The following is a 16457-nucleotide window of genomic DNA, read 5'->3' as shown; positions in this document are numbered from 1 at the left end:
CGTGCCGATCTCTCAAATCGGCGAAGCGCACCTTGCCGTCATTGTCTGGGTGGCAGGATCGCGGTCAAAAGCTGCCGCTCATCAGGGTTTGTTTTCGGTCACCGCCGCTTCGCGTTTTCTGGCGCGGAAAGCAGCCGTCTTGGTACGGTTCTGACAGGCTGACGAGCAAAACCGTCGGGTGGCGTTTTTTGATGTGTCTGCAAAAACCCGGTCGCAGTTATCCGCCATACAGATGCCAAGACGATTCGCATTCTGCGTGCCGATCATCCGGGCAAGCCCCTCGGCACAAATCGCGGTCCACATTGGCAGAACGGCAGCATTCGCAGGATGGTGGTGGAGGTGCCAGAGCCCCTCTTCCTTTGCCAGATAGGGGGTCGCTGGATGCTCCGACAGGATATTGTTCAGCAGTTCTGCCGCCTCATCGATGTCACCTCCGTCAACACCGACGAATATCGCGCGCAGTCGTTGCGCCAACGCCACGAAACCGTCTGCGTCATTCTCCGACACGGCTGCGACAGAGGGAGGGTCTACCGCAACAACCTGCCGGACGGCTTGTAGCACATCGATCTCGGCGACCGGCTTTCCGCAGGCATAGCCGGGCGTGAGCTTGTTTGCGAATCCAACGGAAGCGAGAATACCGGCATCTATGTAACTGTCTAATTTCATTTGACCAGTAACTCGTGGCTATGTATCCTGTGTCTATCAAAGCGCATAATGACAGTAACCACTCCACAACACAACGTGGTCGAAACGACCGTGGAGGAGAACAAGACATGGAAAAGCCCCTGAGAAACAAAATTGCCTTGGTGGCAGGCGGAACACGCGGCGCAGGCAGAGGGATCGCGACAGAGTTGGGGCGTGCCGGGGCCACGGTCTATGTAACGGGACGTTCGACAACCGAAAGCCGATCCGAGATGGACCGGCCCGAAACCATCGAGGAGACCGCCGCGCTTGTCGATCAGGCTGGTGGCGTTGGCATTGCCGTCAGGGTCGATCATCTCATCCCCTCGGAGGTAAAGGTACTGGTCGGCAGGCTCCGGTCAGAGCAGGGCCAACTGGACATTCTGGTGAACGATATCTGGGGGGCGACCCGGATGGAATGGAACAAGACGCTTTGGGAGAGTGATCTCGACTATGGTTTGCGAACCCTGCGGCTGGCCGTCGATACCCACGCTATTACCGGGCATTTTGCGTTGCCGTTGCTGATCGAACGGCCGGGTGCTCTGGTTGTCGAAGTGACCGACGGAACCGACGAGTACAACGCTGCCAACTATCGCGTGTCGTTCTTCTTCGATCTTGCCAAGGCAGCAGTGAACCGCATGGCATTTTCTCTGGCCCACGAACTGAAACCCCATGGTGGGACGGCGGTTGCATTGACGCCGGGCTGGCTTCGCTCCGAAGCCATGCTGGATGCTTTCGATGTGACGGAGGCGACTTGGCGAGATGCAACTGACAAGGTGCCGCATTTTGCGATTTCCGAAAGCCCGGCGTACGTCGGTCGGGCCGTTGCAGCTTTGGCAGCCGACCCGGAGCGCGCGCGGTGGAACGGCCAGTCGCTTTCGAGCGGCGGTCTGGCGCAGATTTACGGCTTCACCGACACGGATGGCAGCCAGCCGGATGCTTGGCGATACGTCCCGGAAGTGCAGGATGCAGGCAAACCTGCCGACACGACCGGGTATCGGTAGGAGTGGCAAGGATGGCACCCGTCGGGTCGGCGATTTCCGGTCAACCAGTGAAGGGCATCGCACTCATGGCTCTTGCGATGCTTTTGATTCCAATCGTGGACGGGATCGCCAAATATCTCAGTGCCGAGTACTCGCCGCTCTTCCTTTCCTGGGCACGCTACACGGTCGCCAGCGCAATCGTTCTTCCGGCTGCCGCGATCTTGCGAGGTCGGCATTTCCTCCCGAGGGAACGCCGAAAGTCGCATGTAGCGCGAACGGTCTGTCTTGTCGCGGCGATGACGCTCTACTTTCTTTCGATAGCGCGCATTCCGCTGGCGACGACGGTCAGTGCCTACTTTGTTGGGCCGATCATTGCGGTCGCCCTTTCCGTTGTCATTTTGAAGGAACGCTTGACGCGCCGGAGATTTGTCAGCCTTGTCCTCGGCTTCGCCGGGGCGATCATCATCCTGCAACCCGGAACCGTGATCGAGCCGGGCATTCTCCTGGCACTCGGCGCCGGTCTGTTCTTTGCGCTCTATCTCGTTGCCACACGGCATGCGTCAACAGCCAGCGATCTGATCGAAACGCTGGCGTTTCAATGTGTCGTAGGGACGATATTGCTGACACCACAAGCCCTCCTGTCCTGGTCCACACCGACATGGGAAGATCTGACGTTTTTTCTTGGCCTAGGTGGACTCTCTGCGGCCAGTCACGTCCTCGCGACCGCCGCCTTTCGATTTGCCGATGTGTCATCCTTGTCGCCACTGGTCTACTTGGAACTGATTGGCGCTGTTTTTATCGGCTACTTTGTGTTCAACGAAGTGCCACAAGGATTCTCAATCGTCGGTGCCGCTTTGATTGTGTTTGCTGGGTATCTTTTGCTTAACAGTCAGACGCGAATGTGCAAAAGGCCCGAGAAACCACTGGAGCCGTTGCCCTTGGGGTCGCACACCAAACCACTTTGCGCTCCCGACTCTTTGCAAGGTACGTTACGAGGGCGAAAGCCGACCTCAGGAAACCCTGTGGCAGGCCACGAGGCTTTATTGGTTGCGGGTTCAGGATTGAACTCTTGCGCAGCCTGCGCGCGGCCTGTTTGCCGTGCTCGACCTTCGGCCTAGAAAGGCTCCTCCGGAGCGCTTTCTTTACGCTCTCAGCCTTCACGTTGTTCGCGCTCCCGTTGGTCGCAGCTCTGGCCTTCATGGGCGTAGGTTCAAAGCCGGCCACCTCATCCAGAAACCAGCACAGCCCCGTCCTGGGGACGGGGCTGTGCTGGATTGGTTACGGGGGCCCGCAACCACCGAGACCGACACTCGCTTGCGCTTGCTCTGTCGATATAGGTCTCGTCAGAGGCCCAGATGGCGTGGAGAGGAGCGACTCTGCAACAACACGATCTCTGTACGGGGCATTCGGATTCCTACGGAGCCAGCTGTTCAATGCGTTTACGTATTGCTGTGCCTTTTGAGAATGCCAAGTACCCGCGGTTGGCCTTCCCGTTGCCAACTCATTCCTGACGGCGGCAGCCGTAGTTCCATCCCCGACCCGAGATGGATTTGTGGTTCCCTTGTACAGATCATTTAAGGTATGGCTGAACTGAGGCCAGAAACGGCCGGTCCGGCTTCGTACAATTTGGCCGCTCAGACGAGGATAGCTCTGCCAAGAAATCGTCCTGGCAATCAGGTATGACAAGTGCAACGGAACTCGGAGTGAGCAATCCGTTGAATTCCTTCGGCTCAGCAGCACTCATGACTCGGACTTGGTTAACCTTCGTTGATCGAATGTCTTGCCACACCCATAGTCACCGTATCACAAAGGGATTGGCCGTCTGACCCAGTGCGTCGATCCACACAGTTTTGGTTTGCAGATAGGCATTGATCGCCTCCTGCCCACTTTCGCGGCCGACACCGCTCCGCTTGTACCCGCCGAAAGGCGCCATATAGCTGACGGCGCGGTAAGTGTTGACCCATACAGTACCTGCCTGCATAGCCTCGGACCCGCGCAGGGCGCGCCCAATGCTCTGCGTCCAGATACCAGCGGCAAGTCCATAAGGGCTGTCATTGGCCATGGCGAAAGCCTCGTCTTCCTCATCGAATGGAATGACCGCCAGAACGGGTCCGAAGACCTCCTCTCGCGCAAGCCGCATCTTATTGTCGACGCCTGTGAAAATCGTCGGCTCCACAAACCAACCGTCTCTCAACCCGGACGTGTCTGGTGTGCCACCACCTAAGACGACCTCGGCACCTTCGGCACAGGCGATCCGCAGGTAATCAAGAACCTTTGTACGTTGCTTAAGTGTGGTGACAGGACCAACCTGTGTCGTCGTTTCAGCCGGGTTCCCGATACGGGCAGTTTTGGCAAGCTCCACGAGCCCTTCAACGACACGATCATGCACGCCGCGTTGAACCAGTAGCCGTGATCCGGCGATGCAGGTTTGACCGGAGGCTGCAAAGATACCGGAGATCACGCCCTTGACGGCGTTGTCGAGATCGGCGTCATCAAACACGATGTTGGCGGACTTGCCGCCCAGTTCCAAGGTGACGGTCTTTAACTGGTCCGCTGCAGCACGATAGACAGCAAGACCGCCAGGCTCGCCACCCGTAAATGCGATTTTGGCCACGTCGGGGTGAGAAACCAAGGGCGCGCCGACTTCCATCGGCATACCGGTCACGGTGTTAACAACGCCCGGCGGAAAACCGGCCTCGTCGAAGAGCTTAACGAATTCCAAGGTCGAGGCTGCGGCATGCTCCGATGGCTTTACAACCACGGTATTCCCGGCGGCCAACAAGGGAGCAAGCTTCCAAGTCAGCAACAACAATGGAGAGTTCCACGGCACAATTGCTGCGACCACGCCCAAAGGCTCACGGCGCGTGTAGGCCAACATATTCGGTTTGTCGATCGGCAAGACCGCGCCTTCTATCTTGTCGGCCAGTCCACCGAAATAGCGATACCACTCAGCGAGGTATCCGACTTGCGCGCGCATCTCGACAATCAGCTTGCCGTTGTCCTTGGTTTCGAGATCCGCAAGCCGGTCTGCATGTTGGCCTATTAGATCGGCAAGCTTGTTCATAAGCTTGCCACGCGCCGTCGCGTTCAAGCCGCGCCACGCCCTGGAACGGAATGCCTCCTTCGCGGCCGCCACAGCGGCACCCACCTCGTCCGCTCCGTCTGCTGGAATCAACGCCCAGGGCTTGCCTGTGTAAGGATCAAAGGATTCAAATGTCGCCGTTGCTTCGACTTGCCGCCCGCCTACAGTGTTTTGAAAGCTCCTCATGCCGCTGGCCTCAACAGGGACCGAGACCCAAATGGGCCCGGAACCTGGTCTTGATATAGGTCGCATCGCGCGACGGTAGCGAGCGTGGCAGGTTCTCCGCCTCGATCTTGAGCACGAAGAGACGTGGCCCCCGCGCAGGCATCTGCAATTCAGAAGCAAGCTTCTCCGCGTCATCCAGACAGGTGATCGTACGGGTCCGTTCGAAGCCGCAGGCGGCCGCGACACTCGCAAGACAGATTCCTTTACCGGTATGACTGTCCTGCATTCCGGTTTCCCCGTAGTGCTCGTTGTCTAGCACGATGATATCGAGGTTCTTGGGCTTGGCGACGGCGATAGTGGCCAACGCGCCAAAGGCCATGAGCATCTCACCGTCACCCGTAATAACCATGACGCGTTTCTCTGGCTGCGCCTGAGCCAAGCCAAGCCCGGTCAAGGCGGCGGCGCCCATCGCTCCCCAAAGGTAGTAGTTGTCATCGGCGTCCCCATACGCGTGGACGTCATAGCTGGGCGAGCCGAGGCCGCTCACGACAAGCGCTCCGTCACGTGCCTTAAGCAGCTTCGCCACAGCAGCCCGGCGGTCCATCTTTTCTCTATTCATTTCGTTTACCACTTCTTCTTGCCCAGGAGGCGCTGACTGATCAAAATCGCGATCTGGCCGTCTGCGTCATAGGCCATGGCCGCGGCCTGTTCCGTAATCTCGACCAGATCACGACCAGTATCTGCGCGGAGAACATTCACACCGATGGCTTCAAGCGCAGCCTGCGTGGCCTGCCCCATCGGCACCTGCCATGGGTTGAACTCGTTCCACTCGCCACGCATCGTTACCAGCATAAAAAGCGGCGTACGGGTCTGGATTGGCAAAGACAGCATGTTGATGCAGTTGCCGACACCCGAGGACTGCATCAGCACGACACTACGCATGCCCCCGAGCCAGGCACCGGAGGCGATCGCGATCCCTTCTTCTTCGGTGGTTAGAACATTGGTTGTGACATCGGGGTCTGCGTTTAGAAGATTGATCAGAGTGGTATGTCCCGCGTCCGGCACATAAGACATGTGTGCCACATTTGCGGACTTCAGTGTTTCGTAGAGGGCGTCCGGCCAATCAAGGCTCAGGTCGCGCTGGGTTGCGGTATTCACGTCGCGGTTCTCCGGTGCGTGTCTCAGCCTTCACCTTAATCGCGCAACTTCTAGACAACACACATCCTTTTCTTTGATCAGCTATGCCGATATTATATAGCTATGGAACTTTCACAATTACGCACCATCATTCACGTGGCCGAGCTGGGTAGCCTATCGAAAGCTGCCGACCGGCTGCATATCGCACAGCCAGCACTTAGTCGTCAGGTCCGCATGCTCGAAGACGAACTGGGCACACGTCTATTCGAGCGGCACGGCCGCGGCATGGTAGTTACAGAGATCGGGCAAGAAGTGTTGCGTCATGCCTACAGGGTCATGGGCGAAGTTCAGGAGATCCGCGCAAGCGTGGTTGACGGTGATGTTGCTTTGCGCGGGCATGTATCCATCGGGATGCCTCCGACGGTTTCGGATATCCTGACCGTGCCACTGGTATCGGCCATTCGAGGCCGTCACCCCGAGGCAACCGTGCGGATTGTCAGTGCCTATTCCGGCTACGTGCTGGATTGGTTACATCGTGGCGAAATTGACGTCGCCATTCTGTTTGAGAGCAAAGGGGCGAAATCACTGCGCTCAACGCTTCTGCTGGAAGAGAACCTGCATCTTATTGGTTCAAAGGACGCAAAGCTGTCTCCGGACACGCCTGTGAATTTCGAGACGCTCGCAACCGAGAAATTGCTGTTGCCAAGTGCCGGTCACAGTCTTCGGGCGCTGCTAGATGAGTGCACAAGAGGTCTCGGTTTCAATCTGAATGTCCAGGTTGAAGCCGACAGCTTTTCCGTACTCAAAAACCTGGTACGCTCCAAGCACGGCATGACAATCCTGCCGCTCGCCCCGATCTACGATGAAATCTCCTCCGGGGTTCTGACCCACGCTCCACTGACCAACCCGCTCCCGAAGCGTCGGCTGATGATGTCGTTTCCCTCTGACAAGCCCGCTACCCGCCTTGCGAAATTCGCGGGCCAAGCCCTGGTGGCCACAGTGTCCGATCTGGTGGAGCGACAGATCTGGCCGGGCCGACTGGTATCTTAGCGGCCAAAGCAACGACCAATGAATCCCCTTTATATAGATATTTGGCATATCTGATCTAGAAGACTTATCGTTGTTGTATGCCACTTGTCGGCCTAACCATGCGCGTGTCCACAAGGAGAAACGCATGGCCGAAGGGCACGAAGCATACGATGACATCCGCGATGCCGTAGCAAAGCTCTGCGCACAGTTCCCCGGAGAATACTGGCGCAAGCTGGATAGGGACATGGCCTATCCCACGGACTTCGTAAACGCCCTGACCGAAGCCGGATGGCTTGCCGCGCTGGTCCCCGAAGAGTTTGGCGGCGCTGGACTTCCCTTGTCGGCGGGGGCGGCGATTCTGGAAGAAATTCAGAAATCGGGAGGCAATGCCGGAGCGTGCCATGCGCAGATGTACACAATGGGCACGCTGCTGAGACATGGCTCGGAAACGCAGAAGCAGCGGTATCTGCCAAAAATCGCAGACGGATCGTTGCGCTTACAGGCCTTTGGCGTCACCGAACCGAGTTCGGGTACGGACACAGGCGCCTTGAAGACGACGGCCAAACTTGACGGCGATCACTACATCGTTAACGGCCAGAAGGTCTGGACCAGCCGCGCGGAGCATTCCGACCTGATGATCCTGCTGGCCCGGACGACGCCGTTGAGTGCCGGCAAGAAGAAAACACAAGGCTTATCGGTGTTATTGGTCGACATGCGCGAAGCGGTTGGGAGCGGTCTGACCATCCGTCCGATCCGCACGATGATGAACCATGCGACGACAGAGGTGTTTTTTGAAGATCTGCGCGTCCCCACCGAAAACCTGATCGGCGAGGAAGGCAACGGTTTCCGCTACATTCTTTCAGGCATGAATGCCGAGCGCATCCTGATTGCAGCAGAGTGTATTGGTGATGCAAAATGGTTGATTGAGCGGTCGGTGGGTTATGCCAACGAACGCGCTGTCTTTGGCCGCCCAATAGGTCAAAACCAAGGCATCCAATTCCCTATCGCCAAAGCCTACGCCAACATGCGCGCAGCCGAGCTGATGGTGCGTGAAGCACTCCGGCTCTATGAGGCAGGAGAAAATCCTGGCGCCGAGGCGAACATGGCCAAGATGCTCGCCGCCGACGCTTCCTCCGAGGCGGCAAACGCCTGTGTACAGACACATGGCGGCTTCGGATTTGCCGAAGAATACGATGTCGAACGCAAATTTCGCGAAACTCGGCTTTACCAAGTTGCGCCGATTTCCACCAACCTGATCCTATCCTATCTTTCCGAGCATGTGCTCGGCCTGCCCAGGTCCTTTTGATGGGTGCGTTGGACGGACTTCTTGTCGTAGCCATCGAGCAGGCTGTAGCGGCGCCGATGTGCACTGTGCGCCTGGCCGATGCCGGCGCGCGCGTGATAAAGGTCGAGCGCCCTGAAGGCGAGACCGCCCGCAACTACGACAGCACTGTCAAGGGGACGTCGGCCTATTTCACGTGGCTGAACCGCGGCAAGGAAAGCGCGGTGCTGGACCTCAAGGATGCCGGAGATTTCGGCACCCTGCGCGAGATGCTTTCTAGGGCGGATGTCCTTATTCAGAATCTTGTTCCCGGCGCTTTGGACCGAATGGGGCTTAGCCGCGACGTCCTGGAATGCGAGTTCCCGAGGCTGATCACGGTGTCGATCGTCGGTTACGGCCAGGACACGCCATATGCACAAATGCGCGCCTACGACATGCTGGTTCAAGCGGAAAGTGGGCTGTGTTCGGTCACGGGCACGCCAGACAGTCCGGTCAAAGTCGGGGTGTCCGTCGCCGACGTTGTCACAGGTATGAACGCCTACGCCGCGATCCTTGAGGCGCTCATTGAACGTCGCCAGACAGCTAGGGGCAAACAGATCGAGATTTCCATGTTCGACGGTCTGGCGGACTGGATGTCCGTGCCGTTGCTCCACTACGAGCACACCGGCAAGGAGAGCGGGCGCCACGGCCTGTCACATGCCTCGATCTATCCCTACCGGCCTTTTGCGTGCGCGGACGGGACGGTGATCGTCGCGGTCCAGAACAATGCTGAATGGCTGCGCTTGTGCGAAACAGCGCTCGGCCGACCCGAGTTGGGTCAACGAAATGACTTCGCCACCAATGCTTTGCGAGTTGCCAACCGTACAGCTCTCGATGCCGAGGTCGAGCCGCTTTTCAAAACCATGACGACGGCGCATGCAATTGCGCGATTGGAGAAGGCATCCATCGCCTATGGACGTTACACGGAACTTCGGAACCTCGGCACGCATCCTGCGTTAAGACGCACCGAAGTGACGCTGCCGAATGGGCAGACTACCACGTTGCCCCGTCCACCCGGTAGAACCGAAGCGTTCCAGGCCGGTCCGATCCCCGCTCTCGGACAGCATACGAGTCCTGTCCGCGCAGAGTTCACGGCGCCGCGATGAACCCGGCACCCAGTTTTGAAAGTTGGATCGGACGCCGCGAGGCCTTTGAGCCTGACACAGTCACGCCCCGGCTTTGCCGGCAATATGCGGCGACCTTCGGCGAGCTTCTTGCTCTGGTTCCGGGGACTGCTCCGGGTTTGCATTGGTGCTTGGCGCCTGCAATCGCCAATGCGGATGAGCTCGGCCCCGATGGGCATCCAGAAAAGGGCGGCTTTCTGCCGCCAATCCCTCTTCCCCGACGCATGTGGGCAAGCGGTTCGGTAGAGTTTCTAGAACCACTGCTACCCGGTCACACGGTCCACAAGACCTCCATGATCAAGGACATTGCTTGGAAGACCGGCCGGTCAGGAAAACTGTGCTTCGTCACCGTGGCAACCGACTATACGACCGGTAAACGCACCGCGATCCGCGAGCGACAGCATATCGTTTATCGCGACGCGGCCAAGAGGGCTACCGTGACCGGCATTCCAGACACCGCCGAACTGGTATTCGACGTGGAGAAGCGAACGGACATTACATCGACCTTGTTGTTTCGATACTCAGCCCTGACTTTCAACAGCCATCGCATCCACTACGACCTGCCGTATGCGCAACAAGAGGAGGAATACCCCGATCTAGTGGTTCATGGCCCTTTGCAGGCAACGCTCCTCTTGAACCTCGCCTCCTCTATAAAGTCAGCATTGCCGAGACATTTCGAGTTCCGGGCGGTGGTGCCTGCGACTGGTCTCCAATCCTTGAAGGCCGGCGCAATTGTCGGGGGAAATCACTGTGATCTGAAGGTGGTGTCAGAAGACAACGTCGTCACCATGACCGCCTCTGCGCGATGGTAAATCTTATCCTGAACGATCCATTTGGCGATCGTTCCGTGAGGGCCGTCAACGCTACGGTTCTTTGGAAAACGAGACAAGCTGAACACAAGAACGATTTCACCAACACTGGATTAGGAGCCTAGTTCATGCCCCAAATCATCGATCTTACCCAAACATTCGAAACCGGCATGCCAGGGTTCCGCATGAGGGACAAAACTGGACAGATGACGGAATTCACGGCGAAGATACGGCCATTCCTGACCCATGAGGAGTCCAAACCGAACTATCAAGGACAAGCCTCTTTCGAGATTTCAGAGGTCAGCTTCCAAACATCAATCGGTACTTACCTCGATGCCCCTCGGCATCGCCACGAGGGCATGGGTGACATCGCATCACTTGAGATATCGACGCTGATTTCCACAGGCATCGTAGTCGACGCTCGCCACTGCACACCGAGTAAGCCGCTTTCGGCCAAAGATTTACCGAAGGCCGGGCAACTTGCGGGGCGCGCTGTCTTGATAAACTTCGGTTGGGACAAGCATTGGGGCACCGAGAAGTACCACGAGTTCCCCTATGTCGATCGGCAAGGTCTACAACACTTACTCGAAGCAAAGATTTCACTTTTCGGTGTCGATACACTCAATGCCGATTGGTCTCAAGATCTTGAGCGCCCAGCCCACACTTGGTTTCTGAAAAACAACATTCATATCGTCGAAAATCTAACTGGACTTGCGCAACTTCATCGAAAGGTTTTTCGGTTTTTTGCCATTCCTCTAAAAGTCCGTGACGCAGCGGCTTTTCCTGTTCGCGCTTTTGCAGAAATAAATTCGCCGGCAGAGGAAGTGTGAGCGTCTTTGGCAACGATCAAGGTTGCTGACAAAGTCGTCGGACGAATGGCGTGCAAACAGCCGATGAAAACCCTTGCAGGAGACCGATCTATGGCGCCCGAAGTACGACCTGAGGCACCACATTGAGTTTGTGGCCAAACTGCATGCAGCGCGCGCCTTCTTCGCAGTGAAAGGCATCGCCGGCCTGCTGAAGCCGACGGCCGTCCGAACGCTCTTTAACGTCCTCCGCGACAGCGCAGATATCACGGTCCATTTCCACACTCATGACACTTCGGGCACTGCAACTGAGACCGTGCTTGCGGCGATTAAGAACGGCGTGGGCGCGGTCGACGCAGCGATGGACGCCTTTTCCGCAAACACCTCGCAACCGTGCCTCGGATCGATTGTCGAGGCGCTGAAAGGGGTGATCGCGAGACCGGACTCGACAGGGACCGGATACGGGAGATCTCATTCTACTGGGACGCGGTGAGGAACCAGTGCGCCGCATTCGAGAGTGACCTGAAAGGGTCGGCGTCGGAGGTATATCTTCATGAGATGCCAGGTGGCCAGTTCACCGATCTCAAAGAACAGGCCCACTTGCTCGGCCCACAGGCACGCTGACACGAGGTGACCCAGACCGAAGAGTGTGGCACCTCATGTTGGTCTCTGCGTTGGTTTGCACTGCAAGCCTGCGACTGCGGCCACTCCACGCATGACTGTCAACCGTCGTTCTCTTGGCTGACGCCCCTGTTGCTGAGTGATTTTGAAAGATGCGGGCAATTTCCAGGAACCCAACCCGAGATGTGCCGCTCGACCCAAGATCCAACTGCAATCAGTTGTTCTTCATGGTTCTTCTTGCCAATGATCTGAATACCGATAGGTAGCCCTTTCGCAGACAGTCCGATCGGCAGCGCCAGCGCTGGATGCCCCGTCACGTTACAGATCATGCGAAGCGATGCCGCGGCGAGATCAGCCATGGCAGCGCTGTCTTCCAGTTCGCAAGGCGGCACTGCACTGACGGGCAATACGATGCCGTCCGCTTCCCTTAGACAGTCGTCGATAGACTTGCTTAGCTCTCTTCTTAGATGCTGCGCACTTATGTAATCGTCCACTTGCACGTGTGCGCCACACAGGAGCATTTCGCGCGTGAGCCGCCCGTATCGATCGGGATGCAATGACAGAACGTTCTTATGTATGTGGAAGGCCTCTGCAAACAAGGTGAGCCAGCCGACTGTGTTGAAAGATGTCAGCGGTACCGACCGGCGGTTGGTGACTGTGGATCCTGCAGTGATTAAATCCTGCATCGCGGCATCGAAGAGTGTCGTAATCTCCTCTGAAGGGTTGAGTTCCTCTCTCCAAAGGTGATCTAGCCGCACTAGCTTTGGAACTCTTCCCGGCCTAACTTTCGCTTCGGTTGGATTGCCCACTAAGCCATCGAAAGCGAGCCCGATATCCTCGACAGTTCTGGCGATCGGGCCTACGGTGTCCATACTCGGTGCGAGGGGGAATAACCCTCGCACTGGAAGCCTGTCGAAAGTGGGTTTCAGACCAACGACCCCGTTCATCATCGCAGGGCTACGGATCGACCCCCCCGTATCGCTTCCAAGAGCAAGCGGAGCGAATTTCGCTGCCACTGCCGCGCCGCTTCCACTCGAACTGGATCCGGGTGTGAATTTCGAGTTCCATGGATTCCGCACGGGTGGCCAAGGCGCATCGAAGTGCGGCCCACCCAAGGCGAATTCGTACAATGACGCCTTGCCCAGATATATTCCTCCGGCCTCGACTAGACGCTGTACGCAGTCCGCGCTCCTCCGCGCTGGAACACATGCATGCGCGCGCGATTGACACGTCGTGACGGATCCTTCGACATCCATGATGTCCTTCACCAGAAACGGAATGCCAAACAGGGGCAGACTGTGATCGTGCGGCCTGCTCTTCAGCGACTTGGCGCTGGCGAGTGCGCTCTCAACCGACAGCTCAAGAACCGCGTGAAACCGACTGTCGAACACCTCAATCCGGGAAATGAGAGCCTCGACATATTCGACAGGACATAAGTCGCGCTCGGCGAACATGCGTCGTGCTTCCGCCAAAGTGAGATCGGCGGGTGCAGTCATGACGCGTAGTCCGAAATCTTTTCATGAAGACCGGACAAAACCAGACAGTCTTTCAGAGCCTGTCGCAGCGCCTGCGCGCGTTCGAATGCATCAACGCAATCCCATTGGAAATCTTGATAAACCCTGCCAAGCTCGAGGTGCTTGTAGAGTTCGCTCAAGTCGCGGTTCACGCTGTCGGTCCCGCCGCACATGTCAGTACGAGGACATCTCGCCGCCAGAAAGATTGTGCCGCTCGTCGCCTTTGATCGGTGGATTGAACACGCTGATGAGGCGCATGTCGGTCCATGCGCGCAGGTAGTGAGGATCGTGTTTGTCTAGCGCGTAAAGGGTTCCCGTCGTGATCGGGTAGGTGTCGCCGCTCTCGTTTTTGATTTCGCCCTCACCCTCGATGCAGTAGCACGCCTCCAGGTGGTTGCGGTATTGGATGAAGATGTCCGTTCCTGCGAGGATCAACGTCTCGGTGAAGGCAAAGCCCATACCATCGGCCTCGAGAAGAAACCGCCGGCTTTGACCATTCCCCCAGTTCACATCGCGTTCGGTCCCGGCGATCTCACGCAGCGTTCTTACGATCATGTTTCCTCCTGCAGGTGTTCGTCTCCTGCAATTGGACGCCGGTTCGCTGGGCAGAGCAAACGATTTGATTTTTCTGAACTTTTTAGTTTATCTAAACTATGGTTCGCCGCCCCACCTTTACGGCTTTGAAAGCGCTTGAATCACTGATTCGCTGCGGCAGCCTCCAGAAGGCCGCCGATGACCTTCACGTGTCCCCTGGTGCGGTCAGTCAACAAATCCGGCTCCTGGAGACGGAATTGGGGCTGAAGCTGTTCGACAGAAGCGGCCGCGCCATGAAGCCGGTGCAGGAAGCGACAGTACTGGCCGGCGTGATTTCTGGCGCCTTCGATACGATTTACCAAGCCGTTGATCGGCTTAGCGAAACAAAACGCAAGATACAGCTCAAGATCGCGACGCTTCCCTCGATAGCGACCAGGGTCGTGCTCCCCCGATTGGACGAACTCCGAAAATGCTTGCCAGACGTTCAACTCAATTTCACTTACGTCCACCGGCTTGAGGACATTCATTTTTGGGATGCCGACGTTCTGATATGTGCCGTCGACAAGGAATTCGCCGGCAAGGGCCACGCCCATCTTCTTTTCAGTGGTGCGGTCCGGCCTTTTGCCTCCGCGGACTATCTGGAACGCAACGGTCCGTTCGCCGCGCCATCTGACATAAAGCGGGCGAAGTTGCTCCATGACTTCGATGCCAAGGCCTGGCGATCATGGTATGAGCGGGCCCGGATCAATCCGCCGTATTCGACTGACGGAGATGTATTTGAGGACTTCGAGCTCCTGATCCACGCAGCGCTTGCTCATCAAGGCATAGCCCTCTGTCCTCCCACCCTCATTTCCCAGGAGATTGAAACTCGCAGACTCCTTCCCGTCTTCGATCTGTCTGTTCTGGAAAATCGAAACTATGTCGTTGTGGTTCCGGAACGAGGCAAAGAAGAAGCAGCCGTGTTCGCCAGTTGGCTGGTCAGCTCAACAAGCGGATCAGGCTCGGAGGTGTGATCCATTTCCAATAAATCGTGGACCTTCTCTACCACATCGCCTCCCAATCTGGATCGAGCTTGATTCCCGGCGGTACCCATTTGGTACCCGGTCATTTGGCCGTGGTGTGATGGGAGAATCAAAACGCCCTTAACTCGTTGAGTTAAGCGCTTTAATTTGGTTTCGGGTTGAGGATTTGCCCCTTGCGCAGCCTGCGCGCGGCCTGTTTGCCGTGCTCGCCCTTCGAGCTAAAAGCGCTCCATCCCGATAGGGATCCAGCGCAGCTGGAGCGCTTTCTTTACGCTCTCAGCCTTCATGGTATGGGCGCTCCCGCTGGTCGCAGTTCTGGCCTTCATGGGCGCGGGCTCGGAGCCTGACCCTGCAGGCCGAAACGCAAGAAAGCCGCCCATGGGGCGGCTTCTTTGCGTTTGGTTGCGGGGGCCCGCAACCACCGAAACCGACACATTCTGTCTCTGCCGATTTAGGCACCAAGCAAGTCCGAATCCAACATACCCAATCACTCGCTTCAGCTACCGCCGGCCCTCCAGCATTAGCGATCAGTGTGCGTCGCCGCCTTGGTGTCGTTCCGGCTCCAGCGCAAAACCGCGTTTTACGTAGGACATAGTCAGCAACTTCGCAGCGAGCGCCAGGCCTTAGTCTGACCGACTGTTCTATCCACTCTGAACCCAATGCTTATGATCGTTTGGCTTGCAGACCAATATGGGCAGCGACCTCCACCAATCCAACACTCCTGAGGTAAGTTTCCGCTGTTTCATCGAATTCATCTTTGAGTGTTGGGTCAGCCCCTGCGGAAAGCAGCAGATCTGCTACCTGCACTGATTCCACGCGAAACAGAGGGGTCTGCTTGTTATCGCCCTTCGCATTGACCTTGGCGCCAGCAACCAGCAGCGCCGTCACGGCCTCGACATCATCCCAACTGCATACCAGATGCAAAGGAGAATCGCCCAAGATGTTGGTATCGTTAACCCTCAAAGGACTTTCTTGGAGGAAAAGCCCTGTATCGTGGCATTCTTCCAGAATACTCTCTGTCAATTTGTTCGACATGCCACCATACAATTCCTCTGAATGGCCTTGTTCGCATTCTCAATCGCTCGGTCGATTTGCTCGATCTGGCCGGCATGTCCCCTTCCCGGCCCCCAACGCTTTTCCCAATCGAGGCGGGCGCTCTTGCAACGTTGAAGCTTGTTGTATTGCCAAATCGCTTTCTGACAGGGATCCAAGCCGGGCGGCGGACGCTCATCGCATAATCCATGGTACCTTCTGTGCTCAAATTTTCTCCAGAAATCCGCGGCTTGCTCGAGGTCCAATCATGCTTCCAACTCTATGCTGCCAAGTCGTGGGGTGCCGGAACGCACCACCAACACCAATGCGTCCGATATCGCCTGCTATCACATTTCCAGCAGCACTTCCGAACTGAACAGCCAAAGCAGCGGTGTCGGTTTTTGTTCGAGACAATGCCTATCGACCGCGCCGGTTGACTCTCCGTATTGATAGAACGATGGTCAAAAATCCAGCAAGGATAAGAACGTACGATATGTATGTGATAATCTCTCCAAAGGATCCGTAGCGGCTTGAAAGGTCTTCACTAAAGCCTGGTGCTACCGCTGCCCAGCCGTAGTAGATCCCAATCACAAGAAG

The 16457-nt window shown here is 57.1% G+C and carries 17 protein-coding genes; 9 read left to right on the top strand and 8 right to left on the bottom strand.

Annotation, left to right across the window (positions count from 1 at the left end; translation table 11 throughout):
• Positions 1-81 precede the first annotated feature (81 nt).
• Positions 82-666 carry a CGNR zinc finger domain-containing protein gene (locus tag ACO06P_RS23465; protein ID WP_420347636.1) on the bottom strand — a complete coding sequence of 195 codons (585 nt, stop codon included), beginning with the start codon at positions 664-666 and terminating at the stop codon, positions 82-84.
• Between the two features lie 107 nt (positions 667-773).
• Between ACO06P_RS23465 and ACO06P_RS23460 the strand changes: the two genes are divergently transcribed.
• Positions 774-1685 (top strand): SDR family oxidoreductase, encoded by a 912-nt coding sequence (locus tag ACO06P_RS23460; protein WP_420347635.1) that lies wholly within the window; start codon positions 774-776, stop codon positions 1683-1685.
• Between the two features lie 11 nt (positions 1686-1696).
• Positions 1697-2782 (top strand): DMT family transporter, encoded by a 1086-nt coding sequence (locus tag ACO06P_RS23455; RefSeq protein ID WP_420347634.1) that lies wholly within the window; start codon positions 1697-1699, stop codon positions 2780-2782.
• Positions 2783-3459: 677 nt separating this feature from the next.
• Here the strand turns inward: ACO06P_RS23455 and ACO06P_RS23450 are convergent.
• From ACO06P_RS23450 to ACO06P_RS23440, 3 genes are read right to left on the bottom strand one after another with little or no spacing between them, the layout of a single operon-like run.
• On the bottom strand, positions 3460-4932 hold the full coding sequence (locus tag ACO06P_RS23450; protein ID WP_420347633.1) for an aldehyde dehydrogenase: 1473 nt from the start codon (positions 4930-4932) through the stop codon (positions 3460-3462).
• A 10-nt stretch (positions 4933-4942) separates the two neighbouring features.
• Complete coding sequence (locus ACO06P_RS23445; RefSeq protein WP_420347632.1) at positions 4943-5530, bottom strand: thiamine pyrophosphate-dependent enzyme; 588 nt, start codon at positions 5528-5530, stop codon at positions 4943-4945.
• Between the two features lie 5 nt (positions 5531-5535).
• Complete coding sequence (locus ACO06P_RS23440; RefSeq protein WP_420347631.1) at positions 5536-6069, bottom strand: phosphonopyruvate decarboxylase; 534 nt, start codon at positions 6067-6069, stop codon at positions 5536-5538.
• A gap of 102 nt (positions 6070-6171) precedes the next feature.
• Between ACO06P_RS23440 and ACO06P_RS23435 the strand changes: the two genes are divergently transcribed.
• From ACO06P_RS23435 to ACO06P_RS23410, 6 genes are all read left to right on the top strand, one after another.
• Positions 6172-7098: a LysR substrate-binding domain-containing protein gene (locus ACO06P_RS23435; RefSeq protein ID WP_420347630.1), complete on the top strand. Its 927-nt coding sequence runs from the start codon at positions 6172-6174 to the stop codon at positions 7096-7098.
• Between the two features lie 124 nt (positions 7099-7222).
• Entirely contained in the window at positions 7223-8383 is a 1161-nt protein-coding gene (locus ACO06P_RS23430) for an acyl-CoA dehydrogenase family protein (RefSeq protein ID WP_420347629.1), read from the top strand.
• Entirely contained in the window at positions 8383-9504 is a 1122-nt protein-coding gene (locus ACO06P_RS23425) for a CaiB/BaiF CoA transferase family protein (RefSeq protein WP_420347628.1), read from the top strand. Before ACO06P_RS23430 ends, ACO06P_RS23425 begins: the two co-directional genes overlap by 1 nt.
• Positions 9501-10334: an FAS1-like dehydratase domain-containing protein gene (locus tag ACO06P_RS23420; RefSeq protein ID WP_420347627.1), complete on the top strand. Its 834-nt coding sequence runs from the start codon at positions 9501-9503 to the stop codon at positions 10332-10334. Before ACO06P_RS23425 ends, ACO06P_RS23420 begins: the two co-directional genes overlap by 4 nt.
• Positions 10335-10459: 125 nt before the next feature.
• A complete protein-coding gene (locus ACO06P_RS23415; RefSeq protein ID WP_420347626.1) occupies positions 10460-11161 on the top strand; it encodes a cyclase family protein in 702 nt (233 codons plus the stop codon).
• Positions 11162-11234: 73 nt separating this feature from the next.
• The gene (locus tag ACO06P_RS23410) at positions 11235-11630 is read left to right on the top strand and encodes a hypothetical protein (RefSeq protein WP_420347625.1); all 396 of its coding nucleotides are present in this window, start codon (positions 11235-11237) and stop codon (positions 11628-11630) included.
• 229 nt (positions 11631-11859) lie between these two features.
• Here ACO06P_RS23410 and ACO06P_RS23405 read toward each other — a convergent pair whose 3' ends face one another.
• Genes ACO06P_RS23405 through ACO06P_RS23395 form a run of 3 tightly spaced genes read right to left on the bottom strand, consistent with a single transcriptional unit; the run spans position 11860 to position 13827 of the window.
• Positions 11860-13254, bottom strand: coding sequence for an amidase (locus ACO06P_RS23405; protein ID WP_420347624.1), 1395 nt, complete (start codon positions 13252-13254; stop codon positions 11860-11862).
• On the bottom strand, positions 13251-13412 hold the full coding sequence (locus ACO06P_RS23400; RefSeq protein ID WP_420347623.1) for a hypothetical protein: 162 nt from the start codon (positions 13410-13412) through the stop codon (positions 13251-13253). The genes ACO06P_RS23405 and ACO06P_RS23400 overlap by 4 nt, the downstream gene beginning before the upstream one ends.
• A gap of 34 nt (positions 13413-13446) precedes the next feature.
• Entirely contained in the window at positions 13447-13827 is a 381-nt protein-coding gene (locus ACO06P_RS23395; protein WP_420347622.1) for an ectoine synthase, read from the bottom strand.
• Positions 13828-13925: 98 nt separating this feature from the next.
• Here ACO06P_RS23395 and ACO06P_RS23390 point away from each other — a divergent pair, with 98 nt between their 5' ends.
• On the top strand, positions 13926-14819 hold the full coding sequence (locus ACO06P_RS23390) for a LysR family transcriptional regulator (protein WP_420347621.1): 894 nt from the start codon (positions 13926-13928) through the stop codon (positions 14817-14819).
• A 672-nt stretch (positions 14820-15491) separates the two neighbouring features.
• Here ACO06P_RS23390 and ACO06P_RS23385 read toward each other — a convergent pair.
• On the bottom strand, positions 15492-15863 hold the full coding sequence (locus tag ACO06P_RS23385; protein ID WP_420347620.1) for an ankyrin repeat domain-containing protein: 372 nt from the start codon (positions 15861-15863) through the stop codon (positions 15492-15494).
• Positions 15864-16457 lie beyond the last annotated feature (594 nt).

The sequence above is a fragment of the Pelagibius sp. genome (assembly GCF_965227505.1).
Taxonomy (GTDB): Bacteria; Pseudomonadota; Alphaproteobacteria; order Kiloniellales; family Kiloniellaceae; genus Pelagibius.
The sequence above is the reverse complement of the archived record's forward strand: the minus strand, read 5'-3'. Positions and strand labels throughout refer to the sequence as shown.